Annotated in this window: 19 protein-coding genes and 2 pseudogenes; 9 read left to right on the top strand and 12 right to left on the bottom strand. The window is 62.0% G+C overall.

Features of this window, described 5'->3' with window-relative positions:
• Positions 1–133: 133 nt before the first annotated feature.
• From AB4074_RS22475 to AB4074_RS22465, 3 genes are all read right to left on the bottom strand, one after another.
• Entirely contained in the window at positions 134–343 is a 210-nt protein-coding gene (locus tag AB4074_RS22475; protein ID WP_441415370.1) for a replication-relaxation family protein, read from the bottom strand.
• A 379-nt stretch (positions 344–722) separates the two neighbouring features.
• On the bottom strand, positions 723–1,193 hold the full coding sequence (locus AB4074_RS22470; RefSeq protein ID WP_441415369.1) for a hypothetical protein: 471 nt from the start codon (positions 1,191–1,193) through the stop codon (positions 723–725).
• 143 nt (positions 1,194–1,336) lie between these two features.
• On the bottom strand, positions 1,337–1,618 hold the full coding sequence (locus tag AB4074_RS22465) for a hypothetical protein (RefSeq protein WP_441415368.1): 282 nt from the start codon (positions 1,616–1,618) through the stop codon (positions 1,337–1,339).
• A 261-nt stretch (positions 1,619–1,879) separates the two neighbouring features.
• Here AB4074_RS22465 and AB4074_RS22460 point away from each other — a divergent pair, with 261 nt between their 5' ends.
• On the top strand, positions 1,880–4,558 hold the full coding sequence (locus AB4074_RS22460; protein WP_441415367.1) for a sacsin N-terminal ATP-binding-like domain-containing protein: 2,679 nt from the start codon (positions 1,880–1,882) through the stop codon (positions 4,556–4,558).
• 441 nt (positions 4,559–4,999) lie between these two features.
• Positions 5,000–7,213: a hypothetical protein gene (locus AB4074_RS22455; RefSeq protein WP_441415366.1), complete on the top strand. Its 2,214-nt coding sequence runs from the start codon at positions 5,000–5,002 to the stop codon at positions 7,211–7,213.
• A 784-nt stretch (positions 7,214–7,997) separates the two neighbouring features.
• Here the strand turns inward: AB4074_RS22455 and AB4074_RS22450 are convergent.
• Entirely contained in the window at positions 7,998–9,299 is a 1,302-nt protein-coding gene (locus AB4074_RS22450) for an MFS transporter (protein WP_441415365.1), read from the bottom strand.
• A 181-nt stretch (positions 9,300–9,480) separates the two neighbouring features.
• Complete coding sequence (locus AB4074_RS22445; protein ID WP_441415364.1) at positions 9,481–10,416, bottom strand: dihydrodipicolinate synthase family protein; 936 nt, start codon at positions 10,414–10,416, stop codon at positions 9,481–9,483.
• A 160-nt stretch (positions 10,417–10,576) separates the two neighbouring features.
• On the opposite strand from AB4074_RS22445, the gene AB4074_RS22440 reads away from it, so the two are divergent.
• The 7 genes and pseudogenes from AB4074_RS22440 to AB4074_RS22410 all read left to right on the top strand — a co-directional run.
• Positions 10,577–11,596 (top strand): LacI family DNA-binding transcriptional regulator, encoded by a 1,020-nt coding sequence (locus AB4074_RS22440; protein ID WP_441415363.1) that lies wholly within the window; start codon positions 10,577–10,579, stop codon positions 11,594–11,596.
• Between the two features lie 148 nt (positions 11,597–11,744).
• On the top strand, positions 11,745–12,257 hold the full coding sequence (locus AB4074_RS22435; protein WP_441415362.1) for an SRPBCC family protein: 513 nt from the start codon (positions 11,745–11,747) through the stop codon (positions 12,255–12,257).
• Positions 12,258–12,381: 124 nt separating this feature from the next.
• The gene (locus tag AB4074_RS22430; protein WP_441415361.1) at positions 12,382–13,275 is read left to right on the top strand and encodes an oxygenase MpaB family protein; all 894 of its coding nucleotides are present in this window, start codon (positions 12,382–12,384) and stop codon (positions 13,273–13,275) included.
• A complete protein-coding gene (locus tag AB4074_RS22425) occupies positions 13,262–13,747 on the top strand; it encodes a hypothetical protein (protein WP_441415360.1) in 486 nt (161 codons plus the stop codon). Before AB4074_RS22430 ends, AB4074_RS22425 begins: the two co-directional genes overlap by 14 nt.
• Entirely contained in the window at positions 13,747–14,751 is a 1,005-nt protein-coding gene (locus AB4074_RS22420; RefSeq protein WP_441415359.1) for a hypothetical protein, read from the top strand. Before AB4074_RS22425 ends, AB4074_RS22420 begins: the two co-directional genes overlap by 1 nt.
• A 323-nt stretch (positions 14,752–15,074) precedes the next feature.
• On the top strand, positions 15,075–16,109 hold the full coding sequence (locus AB4074_RS22415; protein ID WP_441415358.1) for a DUF4192 family protein: 1,035 nt from the start codon (positions 15,075–15,077) through the stop codon (positions 16,107–16,109).
• 652 nt (positions 16,110–16,761) lie between these two features.
• Positions 16,762–17,082 (top strand): annotated as a pseudogene (locus AB4074_RS22410) (alpha/beta hydrolase fold domain-containing protein); the annotation flags it as partial.
• Positions 17,083–17,249: 167 nt separating this feature from the next.
• On the opposite strand, the gene AB4074_RS22405 reads toward AB4074_RS22410, so the two are convergent.
• The 7 genes and pseudogenes from AB4074_RS22405 to AB4074_RS22375 all read right to left on the bottom strand — a co-directional run.
• Positions 17,250–19,166: an oxidoreductase gene (locus tag AB4074_RS22405; protein WP_441415357.1), complete on the bottom strand. Its 1,917-nt coding sequence runs from the start codon at positions 19,164–19,166 to the stop codon at positions 17,250–17,252.
• Between the two features lie 1,629 nt (positions 19,167–20,795).
• The gene (locus AB4074_RS22400; RefSeq protein ID WP_441415371.1) at positions 20,796–20,984 is read right to left on the bottom strand and encodes a hypothetical protein; all 189 of its coding nucleotides are present in this window, start codon (positions 20,982–20,984) and stop codon (positions 20,796–20,798) included.
• 73 nt (positions 20,985–21,057) lie between these two features.
• Positions 21,058–21,303 (bottom strand): annotated as a pseudogene (locus AB4074_RS22395) (zinc-binding dehydrogenase); the annotation flags it as partial.
• A gap of 4 nt (positions 21,304–21,307) precedes the next feature.
• Positions 21,308–21,559 carry a hypothetical protein gene (locus tag AB4074_RS22390; protein WP_441415356.1) on the bottom strand — a complete coding sequence of 84 codons (252 nt, stop codon included), beginning with the start codon at positions 21,557–21,559 and terminating at the stop codon, positions 21,308–21,310.
• On the bottom strand, positions 21,556–21,777 hold the full coding sequence (locus tag AB4074_RS22385) for a hypothetical protein (RefSeq protein WP_441415355.1): 222 nt from the start codon (positions 21,775–21,777) through the stop codon (positions 21,556–21,558). Before AB4074_RS22385 ends, AB4074_RS22390 begins: the two co-directional genes overlap by 4 nt.
• 140 nt (positions 21,778–21,917) lie before the next feature.
• A complete protein-coding gene (locus AB4074_RS22380) occupies positions 21,918–23,027 on the bottom strand; it encodes an acyl-CoA dehydrogenase family protein (RefSeq protein WP_441415354.1) in 1,110 nt (369 codons plus the stop codon).
• 152 nt (positions 23,028–23,179) lie between these two features.
• Positions 23,180–23,464: hypothetical protein (locus AB4074_RS22375; protein ID WP_441415353.1), on the bottom strand; the 285-nt coding region annotated here is incomplete at its 5' end.

The raw sequence follows: 23,464 nt of genomic DNA, 5'->3' as shown, positions 1-23,464 counted from the left end.
CGTAGTCAGGTCAGGAGGCAGGAAGGTAGCGTTGGACACGTCGAGGTCTTCCGGATGGGCAGTGTAGGAACTTCCATCATCGGAAGACCTCGACCTCTATCCGGCCACCGACGCGCCCACCCCCGCTACACCCTCAAATGCGATGAGCCCGTTTACCGCTATCAGGAAGTTGGTAGACGTACTCTTGCCTATCCTCTCCATAGATCCCCCAGATACGTTCAACCAGACCTAGCTTGTAGAGCCTCGTGAGGTGTCTCCGGGAACGTACTTCCTGGCCATTTTTGGTTTCGGAGTAGTGAAGCCGTCGGATTTGGGAGGATGTAATTTGGGGAAATTCGGAGATGGTGTCGTGGACGGCCTTCTGTGTGGGAGATAGAGAGGAAGTATGTTCAAGAGGAACCTACCGCCCCGCGTGCAAAGTGCCGCTGACCTGTGCAAACGAGGGACGCAGATATTTCCCTAACAAAACACCCGGCGAAACAATGAACAAAACAGTTTTTTCATTAACGTCGCTGGTCTGCGTTTGGGTTCAGGGGCTGCGTGCCTGGTCAAAATCTCAGCCTCCACTTGCGTTCTAGGTCTTGCATATGTCTTCCTCGTATTGGCAATGATCTGCGACCAATGAGGGGTCATGGGTGCGGGTGGCGCCGTCCTGAACGTCACCGTCGGGGCCATGCCTTCAGTTGAGTTGATACGTCCCACCGCTGTGTAGCGCGGCAGGTTCACGAGAGTTCTTTCGCCATCGGCGCGAATCGCTTCACCACGTTCTTCGCTTCTTCGGGCAACTGCCCGAACGCGATGTGCGTCGCCACGTTGCGCTCGATGGTGTCTTGGATGTCCTTCGGTAGTTGTCCCAAGTACTGCGAAGCGATGACGTTGGCCTGGCGATACTTACGGGGTTCGCTATAAGGCGCCGAGCGCGTCCGGTTCTTATCGGCAAAATGCCGGTACTCGTCCATCATGATCATGCTGGCCTGCCGAGCATTGATGGGCTGCCGCATCGCGGCCATCTGCGCCATCTCTCGAATCATCTGGCCCAACGCGTTGGCATTAGTTTCACCAATGCGGGACGCCAGCAACGGGACCAGGAGAATCTTGTGCTCCCTAATAATCTGGCCAAAATCGAGCCCCTCCTTTTGGCTGAGGATGTTGCGCGTCAGTCGGGTGCCTTGGAACTGGTCGAGCCGATTCACGCTAGAGTCCGTCACCGCGTCCGGGCGACCGCCTACCCAGTCCGATTCCTGTCACAACTGCGGGTACTTCTGTCGATGCAGTCTACGCGGCTGGGTGCTCCGAAAATCAGCGTTGACGAGCAGCCGGCGAGTGTCATAAAAAGTTAGCCGAGGTACGCCGTAGTGAACACAGCGGCACTCATTACGCGCTGGATTGTCGGGCTCCATGAGTCCCCCGACTCCACCTTCATGATGTCGATAATGTGGCTTCTGATTTGCTCCGGATCAGTACCCCGGAACGGGTTGATCCCAATCGGGTACTCGACATCTTCAACGTCCATCCAGATGACATCCTTCACCCGGTGAGCCGGAATACGTTTGAGGATGTCCCAGGCGAGGTCGCCCGCTGGCTCCAAGCGGATGAAGGCCAACTCTGGATCATCCATTGCCTGAATTGCATAGTTGGGGCCCGTGACACCTCATGCTTACCGCCAATTTCCGTTCCCCTTCGCCCCAGAAGCCAGAGAGTCTCACAGGCCCTCACCCACATCGTTGCTCTAAGCAAGCACCTGAGCGACGAGACGGGCCGGCCGGAACCGCTCTGGGCCAGCGAAACCGCCCAGAATTTCGACGGATGCTGCGGCGACCCTACTAAGATCTGGTGCAACAGCAGGATCCAATACACACATACGTCCGGGAGGCCGCCAATGAGCGGGGAGGATGCCGCGACGCCGACATCGCGTGAAGCGGCCGATGCCTGGCTGCGCAAGCGCGCCCGACGGACCGTACATGCCCACCTAAACACGCGTGAGGACGCAGACTTCGCCCGCTCCGTGAAAAGCATGATCGACCACACCGTCCAGGAATACGGGGGCCGCTTCCTGTTCGAGCTGATTCAGAACGGCTACGACGAGCAGGACCCGGATCGCACCGACGGACGCCTCGCCATCATCCTGGATGAAGACGAATTCGATCATGGTGTTCTCTATGCGGCCAACACAGGCCAGGGGTTTACCACCAGCAACGTCCGGGCGATCGCGAATCTCGGGCTGAGCGACAAAGAGATCGGGCAGGGAATCGGCAACAAGGGCGTCGGTTTCAAGAGCGTGCTGCAGGTCTGCCAGGCGCCGGAGGTCTACAGCACCCTGCCGGACGGCACGCCGGGGTTCTGCTTCCGCTTCGCCCAGCCAGACGATATCCCTGAGTTGGTCGATGGCGATCCTGGCAGCACCCAGCATGTGCTCGAGGAGATGTCGCTCTATAGCATCACCGTGCCGTCGGAGCACATGCCCGACCGTGTGAGCGAACTCTGGCGCCAAGGCTTCGCCTCGGTGATCCGCTTGCCTCTTCGCGGGGATGCGCGGGATCTGGTTGCTGCCCTCCTCGATGAGATATCGGGCTCAAGGGTACCGGTACTGCTGTTCCTGCGTCGCCTCGCGCAGGTCACCATCCAGAAGGAACACCACGGAAACGTCACCGCAATGGTGCTCACACGGGACACGGAAAGCATCCCCGACTTGCAGACGGGACCGTCGTGCGAACTTGTTTCTCTCGGCGGCCACCACCGCTATTTGGTATTCACCCGTGCCGTATCGCCCAAAACGGTCGCTGCCGCGATTCACTCAGCCGTGGAGAACTACCAGCTCGATTCCCGCTGGGAGAAGTCGAAGTCACCCGTCGAAGTGTCAATCGCCGTGCCCTACGGCACACCGACCGCCACCACAGGACGGTTCTTCACCTACCTGCCCTTAGGCGAGAAGGCACCGTCGCCCTTTGCAGGGCACGTTAATGCGCCATTCTCAACAAATCTCGCCCGCACAGATGTCGACGACGCCAACCCGCTCAATCGCCTTCTACTGTCAGCCGCCGCCGAACTCTGCCTGGATGCCGCCGAGGCCCTGACGGCCTGGTCTGAATGCCAGCCGGAGTCGGTACTCGACATCGTCTGCTGGGATTCTCAGTGGGTTTCGTTCCTTATAGAGCAGGCCGACGCCCAAGGGGCGCCCCTTGACGAGCGCAGGTTCCTGCCAGCGCAGACCTCCGGTCGATGGATATCCTTCAACGAGGCTTGGCGCTGGCCGTCGTCCGAAACGGGCGTGTTGACGGCCGCCCGTGCGACGAAGGCATGCGAGGTGGATTTCCTCCCCGAACTCGAACCTGGGCGCGCTCGTCGCATCAAAGACCTGCTGGCGGCACTCCGCCTCAGCGCTGATCCCAGCGGCGAGCTACTGGCCACCTGGACGGAAGCAATGCTCGAGGACATGCGCGCCAAACAGCGCCCGATCGCAGAATGGGACCAGGCGTATGCGGACATCGCCCTATTGTTCGATTCGCAAGCGGGCGCGCTTCGCTCTCGCCGTATCCTCCTGACCGACGACTGGGAACTGCGCCCTTGCGCTAGTAGCGGTCGGGTCCCCGACAATGTGACCTCGCGGGAGGCGACGCCATTCTTCCCGCCTGCCCGCCAACCCGTCGACGAGGAAGACAACTTCGACCCGGAGGTCGATCTTGAACTCCCCAAATCGCTCCGTAATCGGCTGTTCAACCTGCACAGCGGCTTGACCTGGTACGTCAACCGTCAGCGCACCCCGGCCCGCAGCTTCTTCCAGAACAACCGCCTGATCCGAGGTTTCGACACACGCAGCATTCTCGAACACGTCCGTGGTGTACTTGCTGGAAGCCGCTCCAAAGCGGTATTCCGTGACGCGATTCGGCTCGTCTTCAATCTCAGCCGCAGCGCACCCACCAACATGAACCTGTCTGAACTCGGTCTGCGAGTACCAACGGTCGAAGACCGCTGGATCCCGGCCGCCGAGGCGCTCTTCTCCGCCGGATGGCCAGGAACACGGGGCGAGGATCTGGCACTCATCGCGAATACCCCGGGCAATCGCTCGATGGAGCTAAGCGCGCTCTCAAGCCGGCTGATGGCGATGCCGTCCGAGTTGCCCGGAGCCGTGGACAATACTGCCGCCTGGGTGGATTTCCTGAGACGGATCGGTATCAGAGACCTACTGCCGCCGATCGAGTACAGGGAAGCCCGTACGCTATACGGCCGCTCTCTTGTTGCCAGCTCACTCAGCAATGTCCCCGGGATGCCCGCCGCCGTCGCCGAGCAATGGCGAGGACAGCTCCAGACGAGGTCACACGCCTACCACCCAGAGACCCCGTACAAGCAGATGACTTCTCTCTTCTGGCTGCCAGGCCAAGCCGACTGGGACCAGCTGACCGAGAAGGTACGGCAAGCCCTGTGCCGTCAGGTCCTCTACGGGCTGAAGGAGTGGGAAGACGAGGTTTTCATGACCACGTGGGAACGGGACCGAACTGGATACCGTGACCCGCGACGCTTCGTCACACCTTTTCAGGCCTTCCTTGCGACGGCGCCATGACTGCCGGTCCAACGTCCAGGGCAAGCGCACGAGGCGTTCGTCACCCCGGCGCAGAGCTGGACCTTCCCTATCCGGGGCGACGAGACCCCTCCACGCTTCGCCACCTTGCTGTCCAAGCAGTTGCGAGACTTCCTCGACGACGACCCTCAGGCGATTCGGCGACTCCGGCAGCTGGGCCTCGGGGTGTGGGGTGCCCAGGAGGATGCTCCTCGTCTGGTCTGCCACCTGGGCCAACTCGTGGCATCCGATGAGGTGCCAGACCTCTATGTCGCACAATTTCGCAACTTGTACCAGCGCGCCTGGGCCGATTGCATAACCCTCCCTGATCCACGACCGCTCCCAGATGATGCGGTCTCTTGGCTAGTCGCCGACGTCGGCGGGACCACGACGGCGCTCACTATCCCGCCAGTGGGCGAGGAGCCGGAGCCGCATGATCTGGTCGTGGCTTCAACCGATGACGAGCGGAGCCTCCTACGACTACTTGCTGACTTCCAACGCCCAGTACTCTCCGTCTCCAGCGGGGCGGATCAGGTAACGGCACTCCTGAAAAAGCGAATCGGCGAACGCGTCAAGCGTGCGAGCGACATTGCCCCGATCGTGCTGGTCGATGGTAGCCGTTTCTCCGGTATCGCTGCCACTGACGCTACGCTCCTCGTCGACATGATGCCGAAGCTGCCTCTCCTGATCGCTACGTTGCTCGAATTCCGGCGCGGCTCCTTCAGCCACCTCGGGCAGCGTGCCTTCGAAGATGGCCTTGCCGCATTGCGGCGAGTGCGGCTTGTATTCGCCGCCCAAATAGAGGTCAGCATCGGCGACCACACCCGTTCCCTCCCCGCCCGGTCGCAAGGAGTGCTGTCCGTCCCTGACGCCACATTCCCGACCCTAGTAGTGGCAAAAGGCAGACAGAACCTGGAATGGACGACCCTGGACGCCCTCGCGGAGCCGCTGATGCATCTAATGGGTCGATCGGAGATTGCAACCGAGTTCCGCCTAGCCGTCACCCGGATGCAGTCCGCCTCCGTTCCTATCTACGACATCACCCACGATGATGTCGCGAACGCCTGCGAAGTCTCCTTGGACGACGTCCACACGACGGCCCGGCGCATTGAAGCGTCCGTGACCCCGTTGCTGGAACGCCTCTACCCGTTTGTAGCCCTTTTCGCCGGACCCGAGGCCGCATCTTCCTTCGACCCCGAGACCTCCGGACTGAGCGGCGAATCCGACATACGTCACGAACTCGCCCTGCTCACCACGCAGTTGCCTATCGGTGCCGCTGAGCTTTTGAAATGCGCCCTCGACACTTCTTCCGTCGACGACCTGCGGCGGAGGCTCGAAATCCCGCTGGAGCAACTCAATGCGACCCTCCAGACACTCGGCAGGCGCTACCGTCCGATCGACTACACGAAACAGCTCGCCGACGACTTCGCTGACCACATCCGCCGACACCACGATCGGATCCTCGACAGGATTCGGTGGGCGCGTTGGGATCGCTTCCAAGCCTTGCACCCCCAACCTGACTGGGGCGCCCTTCGTGACCCGACCACTATAACGCCAGATCCGGGATGTGGGCGGACACGCGACAGTCTCTCGGCGGAAGAGATGGATGAGCGTGTAAATGCAGAGCTCCAACGCCTGCTCGGCACCGCGCCACCTTCAACCAGTAGCCCGCTCATCCCCAGGGCAGAGTGCGCCGCGGCCAACGCCCACCTGGTCAGCACCTCGATCGGCCGCCTTGGTGAAATCGTACGGGCTTGGCTCGCTGTCCTGGGCCAGCCCGTCGAATCGCCATGGACCGACCCGGAAACCGCCCGCCGCACTGCGCTCAATGCGCTCGATCGAGCGGGTGCCTTGGACTTCGTAAGGCTCGACGGAGACGATCTGCTTCAATGGCTGCAGGCTCTGGAACTCTGGCCAGCCGATATGCCGCTATCGGCGGACCCGGCAACGCTGGGCCTGAACGCCTCAAACCTTGAGGCACAGCGCACGGAGGAGGCGCAACGGCGGGCCGATGCCGCCCGCATCCGACGCATCGTCTACATCGACAACCAGGCGTTCGACCTCGAGAATGGACACAACGCCCTCGTTGAAGCCCTCGAACGCTCTCTGGAGGCCACTCCGGGGGTCATCAGCACTCGGAACCGCTACACGCCGCTTCAAGATGTTTCACAACAATCCAGCGGCAAGGGCGGGTCCGGCGGCCAATCACTCGGCATGGCCCGCCAACCTCGGCTAAGCGACCAGCAGAGAGATGCGATCGGCTTCGCCGGCGAATGGCTGGCCTACAGATGGCTGGACCGCCTCCACAAGGAGGCGTTCAGCCCTGAGTGCTGGGTATCCGCGTACCGTGAGCTGGCTTTCCCAGGGCGGGGCGACGACGGCCTGGGGTGGGACTTCCAGGTTCCCAGCCGTAGGGGGCCTTTGCTTTATGAAGTGAAGAGCAGCCAAAGCGAGGGCGGTCAGTTCGAATTGGGCGAGACCCAAGTGCTCGCTGCTCAAGCGAACGCCCGCAATGGGCTGTGGCGATTGCTCGTCGTCACAGATGTGCTGAACGACAACCGGAAGATACGCATGCTCATGAATCCCTTCGACCCCAGGGCGCGGGGCCAGTACATCTTCGTCGGCCAAGGGCTCCGCCTGCGCTACGCTCCGGAGTAACGGCCGATACCGAAAATGGTAAACGATGCGTTCGCCGCACGTGACTCTCGATTATGAGATCGGAAGGGTGTCTGTCTCGGCGCCGGACGCGCCGAGTCGTGGATGTCAGAACAGAGCGGCAGCAAGGCTCTCCGCCAGTGGCCCGAGAGGTCCTCCTCGGCCGCGCATCCGGCCGAGACCAAATCCCAAGGTCCGACACGGTCCTACGAAGGGAGGAGTCTTCCCACGTCAAACAGCGAAGGTACCGTCTCATCATCACTTGTCACTTCGGTGGAGCTAAGGAGACTCGAACTTCTGACCTCTTCTCATGGGAGGGCGTATTCCAATGATTGCCAAGGGTTCGTGTTGGCTTGAAAATCCGCGGAATCTCAGCGTTTTCTGGGCGGAGCTAAGCCCGTGACCTGCCAGCGTTTTTCATCGTTTCCGTGGGGTAAACGTGGGGCGAAATTAAGTGAGACGAAGATCAGTCGCGCCCCGTGATGCGCAGCGACACCCTGTGCTCGTCACGGCATTGGATGCGGATACTCCCGTTTTGGAGTGAGCCACATGTTTCTGAACAGGTGGACGACGTCGGCTCCCGCTTTCTTTGCGTTCGGCGATCGCGATCCATCGTTTGGGAGGAGTCGTTACGAAAATCTCGAGCCTTGGCGATCGGCCAGGCTTCCCTGGGGAAAATTCGCCGCCGCCCATGGCCGCACGTGTACCGGTTGTCCCGTTGTTCACGGCGGAGCGCGAACAACGGGACAAACGGTAGTGCAAGTGGGGATTTCGTTTCTGGGTCATGTTATTCGAGGTCGGCGATGGTGCGTCCGGTGCGGTCGGGGGTCAGGACGGAGAAGAGGACACCTGCCAAGGGGCCGATGATGCCGAGCGCGAGAGCGAACGGGACGGTGCCGGCGAGGGTGAGTGCGAAGAGGGGAAAGACTCCGGCTCCGAGGCCGCGTCCTACGTAGTAGCTGGCGCTGGAGCCGGTGGAACGGATGCGGGTGGGGAAGAACTCGGACATCCAGACACCGAGTACACCGAAGCCGCCGGCGCCTCCGGCACACATCATGAGTGCCCAGAACGCGGGGGCAGTCCAGAACGCGCCAGTGATTTGCGCGTGCCCCGAGGTGAGCAGGGACAGGAACCAGACGAAGCCTATGGCTCCGAAGACGCATGCTGCCGTGAACGCGTACTTGCGGCGGATCCGGTCGGAGATGAAGCCGGCTGCTGAGTAGGTGATGATCGTGGAGACGTACCCGAAAAGTACGATCAGGCTCACCGTGTCGAGCGGCAATTGCTGGGTCCTGAGCAGGTAGGTGGACAGGTAGGCACCTACCGAGTTGGTTGTCAGGAACATCGCGGTAGACAAGATCATGAACAGCACGGTCCCGTAGACGAAGCGTGGGCGGAAGATGTCGATCACGGGGACCTTGGAGCGGCGCAGTTCCGGCGGAAGCGTGCCGTTCCTGCGGTGTTCCTGGTAGGCGAGCCATTGCTTGGATTCGGGCAACAGCTTCAGGGCTGCTGCCCCGATCACGAGACTGATCAGTCCGATCGCGACGTAGCCGGCCCGCCAGCCCAGGTCGTGGCCCAGGGTGGACAGGAACAGGTAGATGAGGCCTGCGGTGAGGATTTCGCCGACGAAGTACATGGACTGGATGATCCCGCCCATCGTGCCGCGTTTCGTGGTCTGCCAGCATTCGGTGAACATGGAGAACGACAGCCCGAAAAGCCCGCCCATGCCGACGCCGGCGAGCACCCGGGTCAGAAGGAACATCTCGTGGTTCGTGGCCAGCCCGCCGAGGGTGGCCGCGACACCGAACGCGAGGACCGAGATCGCGAACGTGCGGCGCCGGCCCAGGGTGTCCCCGAGGGTGCCGAACACGAAGCCGCCGAGGATGGAGGCGAAGCCCTGCACCGTCGCGACCGTGATCAGGGCAATCGTGGAGACGTGCAGGCCGTCGGAAATGTACGCGAGCGGAAAGCCGATCAGGTTCAGCTCGGCGCCGTCGAACAGGGTTCCCAACAGGGCGAAGGCCAGGATGAACCGGATCTCCCTGCGGGGGTAAAACCGCAGACGTGCCGCCCGAAGGTGCGGCACCTCCTGCGGAGGCCGTCTGCGCCGGGTGGTCCTTGAGGGCTGGGGCGGTCTTGTTCAGCTCGCGCATCGCGAGTCCTCCTTCTCCAGCTGCGGTGCTGGGGTCGTCGTTGACCAGGTTGGAGAGTGAATCGTTGGGGAGGATGGCGGGCGGTTGGCCCGCCATCCTTGGGATCGGCGAGGATCAGGCGGGAACGGTTACGCTGCCCAGGTTGGCGGACTTGAGTGCCAAAGCGATTTCGTCACCGGCACCTTCAGCCAGAGGGAGCAGCGGCGGCCGGACGGTGGCGTGCTCCAGGATGCCTCGGGCGACGAGTCCTTCCTTGAGGGCAACGGTCCCTTCCATGTGGGAACCACGGTGGTAGACGGTCTTGGTCACCGGCAGGAGGCGGTCGTGGATGGCGCGCGCCGCTGCGTAGTCCTTTGCCCTGCCGGCTGCGATCAGCTCCACCAGCGGCTCCGGGGCGAGTCCGCCGTAGCCGACCAGTGCGCCGTCGACGTCGAACATCGTGTGCAGCAAATACTCGTCATGGCAGGTCAGGATCTGCAGCTCCGGGTAGGTAGCGCGAAGAACGGGGATTTCGGTATCCCAGCGCTTCATGTTCCGTACGCCGTTCTTGGTGGCGAACACTCCTTCCAGGCCGGCGATCTCCAACTGGGTTTCCAGATCGTAGGTGGCCTTGGTGGCGTCCGGGTACTGGAAGAGAATGAGCGGCAGCCCCGACGTTTCGTAGATCTCCTTGTAGCGGGTCTGCGGTGCACCCTTCTGGTATCTGAAGCGCAGCCAGCCGTGCGAGGGGTAGACAAGTCCGGCAGAAGCGCCGGCCTCGACCGCGCGCTTGGCCTCCAGGGCAGCGACGGTGTTTCCCTCTCCAGTGATGCCGGCGATGATCGGCAGGCTGTCGTTCACTGCCTCGCGGAAGGCGCGGATGACGAGGGCCTGCTCCTCCTGGGTGAGAAAGGTTCCTTCGCCTGCGTGGCCAAGAACGACGAGGCCCTTGACGCCCTCGACGCCGGCCAGCCAGCCACCGAGCCGGTGGATCGCGTCAACGTCGACGCTGCCGTCCCGGTTGAACGGCGTTACAGGTGCGGGAACGAGCCCGCGAAGATCGATGGTCATGAGAGCTTCTTCTGTTTTCTTGATCGTAGTCCCGCTAGAATGTGAGAACGTTTGCGGGAACCTTTTCATTGCGGCGTGTTCCAGCTCACTGTCAAGGACAAGTTCCCAGCAAGGAGGAAATATAGTGTCTTCTAAGACCATCCCGAACAGGAGTATTCACATGGAACCGGCTGCACCAAGCGCAAGCGTCACGTTGCGGGATGTCGCCGCGGCCAGTGGCGTGAGTCTTTCCACCGCCAGCCGCGCCCTTGACGAGCGCACCGCCTCACGCTCGGCGGCGGCCCAGCACGTCCGGAAAATTGCCGAGGAACTCGGCTACCGCCGAAACTCCTTCGCATCGAGCCTGCGCCGGGGGGAAACCCGGACGCTCGGGGTGCTGGTGCCACGCCTCAGCGACACGGTGATGGCGCTGATGTTCGAGGAACTCGAACGCGCGGCCTCTGATCGCGGCTACTTTGCCATGGTGGCCACCAGCGGGGACGATCCTGAAGACGAACGTCGCGCCGCCGAAACCCTCCTGGACCGCAACGTCGACGGACTGATCCTGGCAACCGCCCGGCTCGACGACGACCTGCCGCGCCTGCTGCGCAAACGCGGCGTGGCGCACGCGCTTGTTTTGCGTACCGACGGCGTGAGTCCCTCCGCAGTCGGCGACGACGAAGTAGGCGGATACCTGGCCGTTCGGCACCTCATCGACTTGGGCCACCGCGACATCGCGGTCGTGACCGGCCCTTCTTTCACCTCCAGCGGCGTCGGCCGCCTCGCGGGCGCCCGCCGGGCATTTGAGGGGGCCGGCATCAACCCGCCCCAAGAATGGCTGATCGCTGCTGGCTATGGCATAGAAAACGGATTCACAGCCGGAGAATCGTTGCTGGGTGGAGGGTCTGGAAAACGCCCTACTGCCGTGTTCGCGGCCAACGACAACATAGCGCTGGGCGTCATCGCCGCAGCACACCACTTCGGGATCACCGTCGGGCAGGACCTGGCACTCGTCGGATACAACGACACTCCCCTTTCTGCCAGGCTCTCCACCCCCCTGTCCTCAGTTCGGGTCCCCCTCGCCCAGATCGCCAGTACCGCCATCGATCTCATCGTCAACCCAGGCAAGGAACCACACATCCGCAAATCCATGCCCACCCTCATCCCCCGGGAATCCAGCGGACCCCCACGTCACACATGAGCTGAACACTGGTTTCCATTGGTCGAACGGTCACAGAACGCCACCAATTGCCGCCAAACTTCAGAGGTGGCAGCCTTGGCACCTCAACCTATATCGAAATTGAACCTGCCGCGAACCGCCGCCTTGATGAAAGCTGCGAAAAATCCCCGTGAACCCGCGCCTCTTCGACCTCAGTTCCACGTGGCATCTTCCCGCCACCCCAGAGCAAGTGTGGGCGATCATCGCCGACGTCGACATGAGCTGGCCCAGTTGGTGGCCGGATTGCAGCTTTGCCGCACCGCTCACACGGACCGTGTCAGACAGCGACTCCCAGGAGGACATCCTCAAGGCAACCACCTCGTACTTAAACTTCAAGGCGTCTCTCGGCTACACCCTCACCATCAGCATCCACCCGACAATGGTCGTCACCCCAAGCGAAATTGCGTTCGACGCGGGTGGCCACCTCGACGGCAACGGCCGGGTCACCCTCTCCCCCGAAACGAATGGCAGAGCCACACGCATGGACATCGAATGGCGGGTCCGTCCCACCCGGCGATGGATGAATCTCCTCGCCCCGGTCGCAGCCCCAGCCTTCACAGCTGCCCACGCCCTCATGATGCGCCAGGGAGAAAAGGGTTTGGTCAGAGCACTGGCAAACGACGCGCCGCTAACCAAGAAGTAGACCCGTCTACATGTTAACTAGCCACGTGAAAGCAACAGTTCTACGATAGAAGAGGTCAGCCAAGCTGGGGAGCTCGAGCCCCACTTTCGACCGCAGATTCAAGGCACGGCGAACGGGGGGAACCTTGAACATCCACGCCACTCTCGCTGCAAGCCTCCACTGCCAGCAAACCGCCTCCCCCGACCGCTGGGAGGCAACGTTCCGCCAAATGGTTCTCTTCGACCTCGCCGCCGACATGGAGCTCGGGTTCTTCCTCTCCTACTACCGGAACTTCGCGATCCCTGGCATCGCCGCGCCCCTCTACACGAATGCGGAAATCCAGCAGCGTCCCGTGAAGCGCTCCTACGATACCGCCATCGTCATCTACGAGCTCATCGCCAACGGCCTCGACAGCGACCGCGGCCAGGCAATGGTCGAATTGCTCAATCGTGTGCACCGCAACGTCCCCGGCAGCAAAGACGATTTCCTCTACGTACTGCTCACCCTGCTGGTTGTTCCGATCCGCTGGGTCCAAAAGCACGGTTGGCGCCAACCCACCACGGCGGAGCTGGCAGCCGCTTCACGCTTCTTCATCGAGCTGGGCGACCGCATGAACATTACAAGCGTGCCCACCAGCTACGCGGATGCCGAAGGCTTCTTCGACCGCTACGAGGCGGCCAACGTGGCGCCATCGGCCGAAGGCCAACACCTGATGGACGCCACCGTCCAGGTTTTCCAGAGCCGGTTGCCGGTTCCACTCCGCCCACTGGCGAAGCGGCTCATCAGCAACATGCTCGACGACGACCGCCTCACCTCCTCGCTCGGCCTCCCCCGCGCCGGTTCGATATCCCGGGCCGCGCTCAAAAGGGGGCTCGAGCTGCGCAACGCGATCACCCGCCGTCGTTCGCTGAAGACACAGGCGCATTTCACACCCGGCGAGGCCGGATCCTCCTTGTACCCCAACGGGTATTCCCTGGACCAAATCGGCCCGGTCAATGTTCCGCGCTCTCCCGTACTGGCCGGCAATGAACTACCGTGAAGCCCGCAAAGTAGCGAGGAAGGCCGAACACGCGTTCAGCTTGCCCAACGACGCCACGCTTGAGCTCATCCATAAGAAACTCGAGCGAAAGCGCGGCAGAACCATCACGATTGCGGAGCTTCCCGAACTAGCCAAGGAAGAGGTGTGCGGGCTCTGGCTCATCTGCGAGGACCGGGACGTCGTCTTCCACGCGCCGACCAAATCCGACTGGCACCGGCAGCAGATCATCCTCCACGAATTCAGCCACATGATCCTCGATCACGATCTTGACGGCGTCAGCAGCGAGCTGGTCAAGAGCCTCCTCCCCGACCTTGACGGCGAACTGGTGCTGCTTGCTCTTGCCCGCAGCAGTTACACCGATGACGCGGAACTCGCTGCGGAAGCCCTCGCTGATCAGCTCGCAACGCGCATCATCAACAGCGACGCCGGTACCCCACCCGAACCGTTGGCGTTCCGCAAAGTGTTTGGCTGATGGAGTACGTCCCGGCAGCCATGCTCTGGGTCCTGACGATCCTCCGTCTGCCCGCCGCGCTCGATCGGCACCGCGGCAGCGTCTTCCGGGCGACCATCCTCGCGGGGATCGCCTGCACCCTATACATTCCCGCGGTCTACTACGGGGTCGATCCATTGCTCGGCGGCCGGAACCACGTCGGTCTGGTCACTCTTTTGTCTCTGCTCCTTGGATTCTGGCAGTTCCGGACGGCCATCCTGCTGGCGGCGGTTGAAGACATTGAAGTACGAGGTCGGCAACTCGCCTTCGGCCGGTGGGCTGTGGTCATTTCGTGCTCGGCAGTGACGGCAGGATTTCTCACAAGTCACACCCCCTTTACCGATCCCAACTTGCCTCTAAGCTACGGCGACCAGTCCGGAATGGCAGTGTTCCTCTGGAGCGGGTCCGCGTTCATCATGTGGATCTGCCTCGATATCGCACGGGTGTGCCATGACAATGTCCCAAGCATGCGGGCGCGTGCATTCCGATCTGCTTTCGTCCTCATCGCCATCGGATGCGTCCTCTTTGCTCTGGTCCTCGTCGACCGTCTGGTCTATGGAGTCGTAACGAAGATCGACGGCGCTGCCAGCCCATCTGCGGTCGTCCTGACCGTCCTCTACTGGGTGGGCGAAACGTTCGCGGTTCTGCTTGTGAGCCTCGGGCTGCTTCTCCCCCGCCTCGCAGGCCACCTCAAACACGGCAACTTCTTACTCCATGTCCGGCTCCTGCTCCTGGAAATCCGGCCGATCTGGAACCGCGTGGCTTTCACCCACCACGACCTAATCCTCGAGAAGCGACGGGCCAGTGCACTCATCGTTCTCAGCCGGCACGCCGAAACCCAGCTCCATCGTCGCCTGGTCGAAATCCGCGACTGTGAAATGGCCGGCAGCGCGACCAACGTGCGCCTCGACGCACACGAACGCTTCGTCGTCGAACGCGCCGAGCTCGCCCTTGAGAGGCGCTCCGGCGCAAGGCTCGCACGGTAAGTTCCTCGTCGAAGTAACAAGACGCCCCGGCGTCATGCTGCGCCGCAACAACCCAGCCATGAAGAGGCAGAAGAAATCTTCGCTGTTTGTCATTCTGATGCTCGATCATCGCTGGGCGGGGTCCTCCGCGCAACCAGGGCGCTTTGCGCCGGCCTCAATCCAAAACTCCGTTCGGCGCTCTGCTTATTTCCTCGCGAACTTTTGGATTGACGCCGGTTCCCCAAGTTGCACTCCGGCCCCTCATACCCAGCAGTGAATCCTCTATCAGAACGACGCCGAAAACCAACGCCCACGGCCGACGCCGCCTCTGAGAGTGAAAGATCATGGAAACGCTCACCATCAAGACCCCTGCCGATGTCCTCAGTTTCATCGGCCACACCCTGGGCTTCTGGCCGCAGGAAAGCCTGGTGTGCATTACTCTGGACGCCAATCACATCGGAGTGACTCTCCGCGTGGATCTCCCCAAGCACGACGGCCGCGAAAGCGCCTATGCGCAAACAGTCGCCAGCTACCTCGCGAACGACACGAACGCCACCAGCGCTCTGTTTGCCGTCTACACCTCGACCGCCCTGACAGTTGGTGAGGACAAACCCTATGCAGAGGTAATCGCCGCTCTGACCGGCGCGTTAGCGGAGCGGAACATCACCATCCGGGACGGTCTCCTCGTCGGCGACGAGACAGTCTCGCCGTACGACGACGATCCCAACCTGAACTGCGCGCTGCCCCTGTCGATTGTCGACTCCAGTGAAATCAACGCCGAGCTCGTGTATCGCGGGAGCGCGGTCGCACGAACCGGCCGGATCACTTTGCCGCCGTCAAACAAGGAGGCGACGTTTGATGCCGTCGAGGATCGCGTTAAATCAATCGGGCAGTTCCATGACCACAGCGCGATCGAAAAGGCGAGAACGCTCTGGACTGGGATCCTCGAAGCCAAAACCTACCCAACCGACGATCAGACCATCGCTTTGATCGCAAACTTCCAGTTCGCAGCCATCCGCGACCAGCTAATGGCGGACATCCCAGGCGTCGACGGCCCTATGGACCAGATCCTCCTGGCCCAGGCCCCGGGCAAGCCTCAATGGACCCGGGTCGAATGGGCCCAGCAGATACTGCTCCATGCCTACACGCTGAGCAGCTCTAAACACTCGGCGCCTCTCCTCACGGCCATCGGCTACATCAACTGGTGGGAAGGCCGCGGCAGCAAAGCCCACCAGTACATGCAACTCGCCCTGGAAGCAGACCCCGGCTACCGCCTGGCCAAACTAAGCGACCAACTCCTCGGCTATGGAATGCTCGCCGGATGGAACATGGACAAGGGCACCGCCTACCGGACGCGGGGGCTTGGAACATCGGATTGACCAGCATCCGATATCCGCGCCAACGGGGTTGCACTGGAACCAGTCATCTTGGTTAAGTCAGGCTGGCACACTGTGCAATTCGGAGCACACTCATCCCGACGACCTGAGGGCTCGACCAATGCCGCGGTAGCTGGTGACTGCACGATCGTCTTCACCCACCGTGAAGCGATCGCGTCACCTTCGTTGAAAGTGACCCCTGCAGAAGCGCCCAGATGTTCATCGACGAGGGCTTCAAAAGCGAATTCCTGCTCGCACTTGAAACCATGGAACCCCGCTTTAGTCTCAGACCCTACGAGCTCATCCGTAGTCGCGCCGGCCCCGGCGTCCCGCACCAGCCCCGCCGCCTCGACCGCCTGGACGTACCGGCGCGCCGTTTTCCTATCCACCCCGGCCCGCTCGCCCACGGTACGTAACCCCGCACCGTCCAGCCACGCCCGCAAAACTTCCCGAATCTCAACCACGCTGACCTCCCTGAAAACCACCCCGGCTGACCTCCACGTCGAGAACACTGACGCGATGATCAAACAAGGAAACGAAGGACTCCCCGGCGCAACACGCAGAGCGGTCCCATGACTGGCTAAACAGGTGGTCCCGTGAAGGTGGCAAAAAACGGGCTACAACGGTCCCATCCTCCTGGCAGGCGACAGATGCCACCGCGGATCACCGATTTCCTTCACGGCTGGAGAAAGCCAGCGGCTACGGGCTGGGGATCGACGAGGTTAGGACGTGCTACAAGCAGTATTCAGCTGGCTCCGACTTCTCTGATCCCAGAATCTCACCCTTGCGTGCATACACCATCATGGGCTTCCCCCCGGCAGTTATAGCGGTAGCCCAACATGACCCACTGGATGCTGAGCCGACGGCATGGGCAGGAACGGTAGTGGTCTGCGTGCGAGCGGCATCGACGGGGCCTTCGCGACACCGGCGCTGTTGCGGCAGCCTCGCGCCTTCAGCCACGCTGCAAGACGGGTGACGCCGATCCTGCGGAGACTGTCTAGAGCACGTCACACATAAGCACCACGGCCGTCCATGCAAGACGCTCGGCTGCGATACCCCAGCCGAGCGTCTGCTAGAACTTAGTTCAGTTGGTGTTGCGACGACCCTTGAATCTGCCCATTGTGATCGGGACGCTGGTTGCCGTCAGACCGCCAGGCCAGCCTCGTGGCCGCCCTTGAAAGCCTGCGCAGCAAGGCGAGGAGCGACGGCGTCGCCCGCGACACGGTAGGCAATGCCCAGACGCTTCAACACCGGCACGAGGACGAGGTCGGGTTGCGGCGCCGCCACCACGACGAGCGAGTCGTACTGCAGTGTGTCGATATCTGCACCCTCCGGAGTCGCGACCAGTGCGGTGCCAACCTCGATGAATCCGATACGTCCGCGGACGATGACGCGGCTGACCACCCCGTAGAGCGTCTGGACGTATTGCGCACGATGCAGGTATCCGCTTTGCGGCCCTACCGTCTCCTCGGGCGTCCCATAGGTGACTTGGTGGCCCCGTTTAGCGAGTGCCTCAGCGACGAGAGGTCCTTCATTGGCACCCAACGTGTCGTAGACAAACACGCGGTGCCCCAGGTGGACATCCAAGGCCTCCGAACTATCGATCGCCCCAGCGGCCTGGGCTCCAGCGAACGCTCGCTCGACATTGGGGCGGGTCCCGCTTGCCAGGATAACCTCGTCTGGCGCAATCTCCTGCAGCTCGCCTTCACCGACGTTCTGCGACACCAACTTGACGCCCAGCTCGGCCAGCTCGGCGAACAGGTAGTCGATCGAGCCCACCAGGGCCGATCCTGCAGTGTCGGCTGAGTGCCGCAGGCGGCCACCGGGCCGCCCGGCGCCGTCGTAAAGGTGGACATCGTGTCCACGGCGTGCAGCGATCTCGGCGGCCTTCAGGCCGGCAGGCCCGGCACCGATCACCAGGACCTTCCGCTGCTCGACCGTTGGGAGGACCGCAAGTTCCTGCTCACGCAGAACCTCCGGGTTATGGAAACACGTGATCTCCGGAAACCCGGACTGCACGCGGTTCACGCAGTCGTTAGCGCCCACGCACGGTCGCACGCGGTGGCCGTGGCCCCCGGCGACCTTGAGCATGTGTTCAGGATCCGCAATGTGGGCCCGGGTCATGGCCACAAGCTCGCAGGCTCCGCTGGCGAGGACCGACTCGGCGACGTCCGCCGTGAGTATACTACCGGTTCCGATGATCGGAATTTTCACGTCGGCGGCCTCGCGGAGACGCTCCACCGGGGGGATGTTGGGCGCGTCACCGTGTCGGTAGTCCGGGATGGAGCGCGAGTAGCTCGGCCCACCGTAGCCGATGGTGGTGTTGAGCACGTCGACCTCGCCTGTGGCCAGGATCTTCTTCAGCAGCTGGGCGCCACGCTCAAAACCGATGCCGCCGTCCTCCGGGCTTCGCAGGTCGTCAGTGGTGGTGCGGTAACCCACGATGCGGTTCGGGCCCACCTCTTCACGCGCTGCCTGGATAATGCGTCGCGCAAACAAGGTGGGGTCAGTCCCCCAGCGGTCGGTTCGTGAGTTGAACTCCGGAGTGAGTGACTGCTGGATCAGGTAGCCGTGTCCACCGTGTGCTTCGACACCATCGAATCCTGCTTCGGCGGCGAGACGGGCCACCGAGCGGTAGCCTTCGATCATCATCGTGATCTCGGCATCGTCCATCTCGTGGGATGCCTCGCCTGCGACGGACTGATTGACGCCGAATCCGTACAACGGGGGCGCATGCAAGTCGGGATCGCTTCGGCCGTACACGCCCAGGTGCACTATCTGAAGCATGATTTTTGCGCCCTCGGCATGCACTGCTTCGGCCAATTCACCATGCCGGTCAATGAGCCACTGTGGCTGCACGATGCCGGGCTGCCAGAGCTGCGGCTGGGTGATGATCAACCCTACGCTGCCGGCGCGCCGACGAATGTATTCGATGTAAGTTGCTGCTGGTAGAGCGGGGTTAAAGAACGACTGACTCGCCGTGTGCGAGGTGATGACTGCACGATTCCGCAGCTCATGACCGCGGATATTCAGCGTTGAAAAAAGCACGGGGTACGACATTGGACTCCTAAAACTTAAACGGGTAACTGTTTGCGATGGTCTCGAACCGTCGTCCGGAGGCCACGTGCCGAATGAATGGTAGTCACACTGATGCTAGACCGTAGCGTAAATGAATACGGGTCCACAAGACGTCGTTGAGCCATAGAAAATGCGCGGGTGGCAGGCATCGAAGAGTCATTTGAGAATGCGCGTAGCGGTGTGCCTGCCGGGATCGCGTCGCGGTGTCGGTAAGCCCCGGACTATGGGGCTGACGATGAGCGAACGCAAAGTCGGTCACGAAGAAGCTCGCGCTGGACTACCGGCGCGGCCGCAAGGCCCGCACGGACCAGATCCTGGATCAGGACTGCGATCTGAGCGGGTGGCAGTGACAGAGAATGGCGACGTGGAAGCGACCGCCACGATCACCGCGGGTAACGCGTCACAACTCTCGGATGGTGCATCCGCAGCCGTGCTTAGGAGTCGGAGGAAGCGCCCCACCGCAGCTTGCAGTCGCGCAGTGTCCACCGTGGAAGCGCCGTGGTGGGTGTTGAGCTTTACAAGATGGGATCGGTCCGACCGTTGTTGTTCTGCGCCTGTTGAAGCAGCACGGATTCACGGCTGATGCGATCGATGGATGCGATCGATGTCTGTCTTGATGAGGCGTTCCATTGCCAAGCACTCTACTATCGCGACAACCTCGCCTTGATCCCGACGAATACAAGGTCAACGGAGGCGCTATCTAGATCGGTCACCCCTACGGAATGTCGCGGGCGCGAATTCTGATGCACGCACCGATCGAAGGCAAGCGCCGGGGCGAGAAACCCCTCGTTGTCCGGATGTGTGTTCTGTGGCACGCGTCAGGTCGCCTCGAAAGTCGCGTAGGGCACTCTTTGGAGAGTGGTGCGAGACCGAAATTGCATGTACGTTGCATTTCAGTAGTGCACTCAAAAACGGCCTGACAAGCGGTAAGTGACGGGCGGCGGACGAATCGGATCCTGCCGCGGGTCCGCGCGGCAGGAATGAAACAAGCGGAGGGAAGAGCCATTGGCAGACAAACTGCAACAACTTCTTGATCGTGAAGAAATCCGGGACTTGGTGAACCGATTCTCGGCCTAAGAAGACAAGCGGATGTGGGACGAGGCAGCCGACTGCTTCATGGAGGACGGCGTGTTCGATGACACTGCGGTCGATGGTCCGCGGTCGGAGGGCAGGGAGCAGATCCGATAGCGCCCCGGCAATGACAGTGACCCGCTCGCTCGTATTCCCCACGATTTTTCCTCTCATCGGCCGACTGTTGTCGTCTCCGGCTTTCCTGGCTCGTGGCCCGAGGAGCGCTTACTCAGAGCGGGGCCAGAGTTCCGGTGGCAGCTGACCACTCGTGCGCGGTGACCCTGGTGATGTATCCGGCAAGGTTGTACGGGTCCGCGGCAAGCAGACTCTGCGCTTCCGCGGCGTCGCGACGTTCAACAGAAGGAGGATGTCCACGGAGGCGTCGGCGACCTTGCCAACCGCTAGCAGTTCGCCCGAATCCTCCAGGCCCCTGATGAATTCTAGGTACTCCTTCTGGATCCTCTTACGCTCCTCCACAGCGTTCTTGTCATACGTATAGGTAGCGACGGTCACGGTTCCTCCTGTAAGTGGCTGAGAGTGTCAGTCGAAGTCAACGAGAATGTTGCCGACATACGTCTTCTCGCGTAGCGCCTTGTATGCCGTGGCGATCTCGTGGTGCGGTACTCGCATCGGCCGAATCTCGTGCTCTCTGCCGAATCGGAGCGATTCGGCAAGGTTGGTGACCGAGCCCACCATACGCCCCCGCAAAGTGAGAGCTCGACGGATCACCAGCGAAGCCTCTGCAGCCTGCAACCCGAGCGTGCCGATCACATCGATACGGCCGCCAAAGGCGGGTGGCCATCATCGATCGCGTCAAGGGGTCCCCCGCAGCGATCGACACGACGAGATCGACACCAGCACAATTGGTGACGTCCCTTACATGTTCGGGCCAGCGGTCATCTGAGCGGTCGAGGGTTTCGGCGGCGCCAGCATCACGCAGCAGCTGATGCTTCTCTACGCTCGAAGTCAATGCCAGTACCCGTCCCCCGCGAGCCAGAGCTATTCCGAGAGCGAACAGGCTTACTCCTCCAATGCCCTGGACCAACACGGTGTCACCCGGGCGTACGGCCCACGTAGCACAAAAAGCCGTCACGCCCCGCGGTGGGGTAGGACACTGCGGTGTCGTCACTCATTCCCTGAGGAACCTCTACGACGCCCTGCGACTCGAGCACGACGTACTCTGCGAGTACCCCGTCGCGGGGGCCGCCGAGAGCGCCGGCGAGGTGCTCCGGCAGCATAGGTCCGCTGATCCACGTCTGGTGGAACGAGCCGACGACGCGGGCTCCCACCTGAACCTCGGTCACGCCTGCACCGACAGCACGACCTCCCCCAGCCCGTCCGATACCGGAATGCGGCCGGGCACGACCTCACCGCTCTGCAATCTCTTGACGCCACCGAGGTCGCTATTGTTGAGCGCCGCGAGCCGGACTCGTACGACCACCTGTCCGGGACCGGGCTCCAGGACCGGGGTGCTCTCCGGGACGGGGACGTCGGCGCCGGGCTGAAACCGGTAGGTGATCACCGCGGTGCTCGGACCCCCACCGCACGCCCTCGGCTCGGAGACGCTGCGGGCCTTGTCGATGCCGGAGGTGGACCGGGTCGTGATTCTTCGCGAGGTTCACGCTACGTTCCCCTTGATCGACCGTACCGTACGACGGCGGCTCAGACCCCGTCATGACCTCGCCACTCCTCGAGCAACGGGGGCGCAAGGTGCACGGCCTGTTGCGGGCCCACGAGGAGATGATTCATCGCGACTCGAGCATTGGCGTTGAGGCGGGCGAAGATCCCATCCTTCGGAATCACGTCGGAACCGGCCCACAACGATGCCGTGGACAAGATGTCTTCCAGCACCCGAGTGAGATAGAGCGCTGCCTGATCGACGCGGATCGAATGCATCTCAGTGAGGCGGCCTTCTATAGTTGCACTCCACACCTCGCGGTATGCGTCAAAAACGAATGCACGGGCGGATTGATAAAGTGACTCGATCCGAACGAAGTCGGCCTGGAACAGCGGATACTCGTCCAAGGCCGGAATGGTACCGCGGCGACGACCATGAGTCGACTTCGCGATCTCCTCGAGAATTCGCTTCGCCAGACCAAGCCCGATGCCACTGTGATGCAGTCCTGAGATCTGCCAGAAGCCCTGGTTGAACACCGGGTCATCGGGAAAGTTGTGGACAGTCTCGAGGGCCATCCATTTTTCCTCAAGAACGTGCGGTATAACCCGGTAGGATCCTGAACCCGATCCCGCGAGGCCGGACGCGTTCCAATCATGCTGCCACTCGACATTTTTCCTGTCGACCCAGATGAAGACGACGATTGGTTCGCCCTTGTCGTCAAGCCGCGGAATATCGTTGTCATCGACCAGAGCCACGCGAGCCACCACTCGGTCTGCGTACTGCGAGCCTGAGCCGAAAGGTCTCGGTCCGGTCTGGACCAGATAGCCCCCCTCGACCCGCTTCGCCTTACCGTAGGGCCCAGTGGGTGAACCGGAGCCACAAGCGATGCCATCACCGTTCGGTCCAATGAGCTCGCGGAACGCTTCTTCGGGCAGCAGGATCCCCGGGAAAATCGTGCCTGTCTGGTGGTTGGCATACACCCAGCCGGCGGAAGCGTCCTGACGGGCAATCTCTTCCGCGATCTCAAGATAGGTCACATCGTCAATACCCGCGCCACCGAGATGCTCCGGCAGCAGCACACCATAGAGACCAGCGTCCTTCCACGCCTGGACGACCCTCGGCGTGATGATCGTGTCTCGGGCTGCCTGCGGCACCTCAGACTCCACCAGTGGAGCCAAGGAGCGCGCGATGGCCACCCACGCTTTCGCCGAGGTGGGCTTGCGGTCCTTGGCGCCGATAGGCGCTGCAGTTGCTGACGGCAAGGTTGCGACCTCCCTAGGTTGAGGTATTGATGACGTGAACGGGCTCACAGCGGGACATCCGAGGCACGATAAAGGAGCGCGAGCTCGCCCCATTCACGGTAGCGGATCGTCTCTTGGACGGTCTTAGCAGTGCTTGAATAATCCGCGTCGACCACGCCCGTCTGCTTGAGTTCCGTGAGCGTCTTGATAGCTGCCTCGTATATTGCATAAGAGACAGGAACCGGGTCAAGCAGAATCTTCACACCGCTCTTTTCAGCGAGTTTGCGCTCTTCACGCGTAGCGCTGCCGAAGCGGATGGGCACCATCATCACCGGCACTCCGGAAGATGC

This window comes from Arthrobacter sp. 2MCAF14, assembly GCF_052115645.1.
Taxonomy (GTDB): domain Bacteria; phylum Actinomycetota; class Actinomycetes; order Actinomycetales; family Micrococcaceae; genus Arthrobacter.
The sequence above is the reverse complement of the archived record's forward strand: the minus strand, read 5'-3'. Positions and strand labels throughout refer to the sequence as shown.

Excerpts from the sequence above, each read along its gene's own strand:
- AB4074_RS22465 (WP_441415368.1), bottom strand. The coding sequence starts at position 1,618 with ATGGATGATCCAGAGTTGGCCTTCATCCGCTTGGAGCCAGCGGGCGAC.
- AB4074_RS22460 (WP_441415367.1), top strand. The coding sequence starts at position 1,880 with ATGAGCGGGGAGGATGCCGCGACGCCGACATCGCGTGAAGCGGCCGAT.
- AB4074_RS22445 (WP_441415364.1), bottom strand. The coding sequence starts at position 10,416 with ATGACCATCGATCTTCGCGGGCTCGTTCCCGCACCTGTAACGCCGTTC.
- AB4074_RS22440 (WP_441415363.1), top strand. The coding sequence starts at position 10,577 with ATGGAACCGGCTGCACCAAGCGCAAGCGTCACGTTGCGGGATGTCGCC.
- AB4074_RS22425 (WP_441415360.1), top strand. The coding sequence starts at position 13,262 with ATGAACTACCGTGAAGCCCGCAAAGTAGCGAGGAAGGCCGAACACGCG.
- AB4074_RS22420 (WP_441415359.1), top strand. The coding sequence starts at position 13,747 with ATGGAGTACGTCCCGGCAGCCATGCTCTGGGTCCTGACGATCCTCCGT.
- AB4074_RS22415 (WP_441415358.1), top strand. The coding sequence starts at position 15,075 with ATGGAAACGCTCACCATCAAGACCCCTGCCGATGTCCTCAGTTTCATC.
- AB4074_RS22405 (WP_441415357.1), bottom strand. The coding sequence starts at position 19,166 with ATGTCGTACCCCGTGCTTTTTTCAACGCTGAATATCCGCGGTCATGAG.